General features: G+C 28.8%; 3 protein-coding genes. All 3 read right to left on the bottom strand.

The genetic code is table 11. The features are described 5' to 3' along the window. Window positions 1-13 precede the first annotated feature (13 nt). From J3U57_RS12575 to J3U57_RS12565, 3 genes are read right to left on the bottom strand one after another with little or no spacing between them, the layout of a single operon-like run. The gene (locus J3U57_RS12575; protein WP_267344977.1) at window positions 14-586 is read right to left on the bottom strand and encodes an imm11 family protein; all 573 of its coding nucleotides are present in this window, start codon (window positions 584-586) and stop codon (window positions 14-16) included. A 49-nt stretch (window positions 587-635) separates the two neighbouring features. Further along, the gene (locus J3U57_RS12570) at window positions 636-1,208 is read right to left on the bottom strand and encodes an imm11 family protein (protein WP_267344978.1); all 573 of its coding nucleotides are present in this window, start codon (window positions 1,206-1,208) and stop codon (window positions 636-638) included. Window positions 1,209-1,257: 49 nt separating this feature from the next. Next, a complete protein-coding gene (locus J3U57_RS12565) occupies window positions 1,258-1,830 on the bottom strand; it encodes an imm11 family protein (protein WP_267344979.1) in 573 nt (190 codons plus the stop codon). Window positions 1,831-1,966 lie beyond the last annotated feature (136 nt).

Raw genomic sequence — 1,966 nt, 5'->3', positions numbered from 1 at the left:
GATGGCTTCACTATTATCCATAGATAGGTTGATTACATGATGTGGATAAATCTATTCCTTTTACTTTATTGTTTATAAAAAACTGTCGTAACGACTCTGAAATCACAATTATCCCTTCAGATTCTTCACACCTTGCCATACAAAATTGCTCATTTATATTTTCTTTAAAGACCATTTTATAAAATTTCATTGGTCCATCAGGATAACTCTCTAATAATGGTATATATTCAGATTTATTCATATCAATACAGGATATTAAACGAAGAATATTTAACACTTTATAACCAGAATAGCTGCGACCATTAACAGTTATAGTTGCATCTATTAGCTGGACATCATGTAAAAAATCTTCATTGTTTGAAAGTAAATTGGCAAGTCTAGGCGAGATAAAAACAGGACCATCACTAAAATAAAAATCATAAGAGAGTAAACGTTTTTCACTGACTTTGTCTTTTAATTTAAAAACTAAGGGTTTATTGATTTGAATCTCCTTGCATTCTATAAATTTGTAATTGGCAACGACAGTTGAGTCATATTCGAACCAATAACGATTAGCATAATTGCATACCATTAATTCATAAATCATAACAACATCCTTTAAAATACTTAATTGAATTTTTATTTAAGCTTCACTATTATCCATAGATAGATTGATTACATGATGTGGATAAATCTATTCCTTTTACTTTATTGTTTATAAAAAACTGGCGTAACGACTCTGACATCACAATTCGCCCTTCAGATTCTTCACACCTTGCCATACAAAATTGCTCTTTTATATCTTCTTTAAAGACGATTTTAAAAAATCTCATTGGTCCATCAGGATAATCATCTAATATTGGTTCATATTCAGATTTATTCATATCAATACAGGATATTAAACGAAGAATATTTAATACTTTATAACCAGAATAGCTGCAACCATTAACTATTATTGTCGCATCTATTAGCTGGACGTCATGCAAAAAATCTTGATTGCTTGAAAGTAAATTGGCAAGTCTAGGCGAGATAAAAATAGGACCACTACTAAAATAAAAATCATAAGAGAGTAAACGTTTTTCACTAACTTTGTCTTTTAATTTAAAAACTATTGGGTTATTCGATTGAATCTTTTTGCATTGTAAAAGTTCGTAATAATCATCTCCTGTTGAGACATATTCGAACCAATAACGATTAGCATAATTGCATACCATTAATTCATAAATCATAACAACATCCTTTAAAATACTTAATTGAATTTTTATTTAAGCTTCACTATTATCCATAGATAGATTGATTACATGATGTGGATAAATCTATTCCTTTTACTTTATTGTTTATAAAAAACTGGCGTAACGACTCTGACATCACAATTCGCCCTTCAGATTCTTCACACCTTGCCATACAAAATTGCTCTTTTATATCTTCTTTAAAGACGATTTTATAAAATTTCATTGGTCCATCAGGATAATCATCTAATATTGGTTCATATTCAGATTTATTCATATCAATACAGGATATTAAACGAAGAATATTTAATACTTTATAACCAGAATAGCTGCAACCATTAACAATTATAGTTGCATCTATTAGCTGGACATCATGTAAAAAATCTTGATTGTTTGAAAGTAAATTGGCAAGTCTAGGCGAGATAAATTTAGGACCATCACTAAAATAAAAATCATAAGAGAATAAACGCTTTTCACTGACTTTGTCTTTTAATTTAAAAACTAAGGGTTTATTTATTTGAATCTCCTTGCATTCTATAAATTCGTAACTGGCAACGACAGTTGAGTCATATTGGAACCAATAACGATCAGGATAATTACCTATCATAAGTTGATAAATCATAACAACATCCTTTAAAATAATTACTTGAATTTTTATTTAAGCTTCACTATTATCCATAGATAGATTGATTACATGATGTGGATAAATCTATTCCTTTTACTTTATTGTTTATAAAAAACTGGCGTAACGACTCTGA

The sequence above is a fragment of the Gilliamella sp. B3464 genome (assembly GCF_026536145.1).
Lineage (GTDB): Bacteria > Pseudomonadota > Gammaproteobacteria > Enterobacterales > Orbaceae > Gilliamella.
Note: the sequence above shows the minus strand (reverse complement) of the source record. Positions and strands in the feature narration are given on the sequence as shown.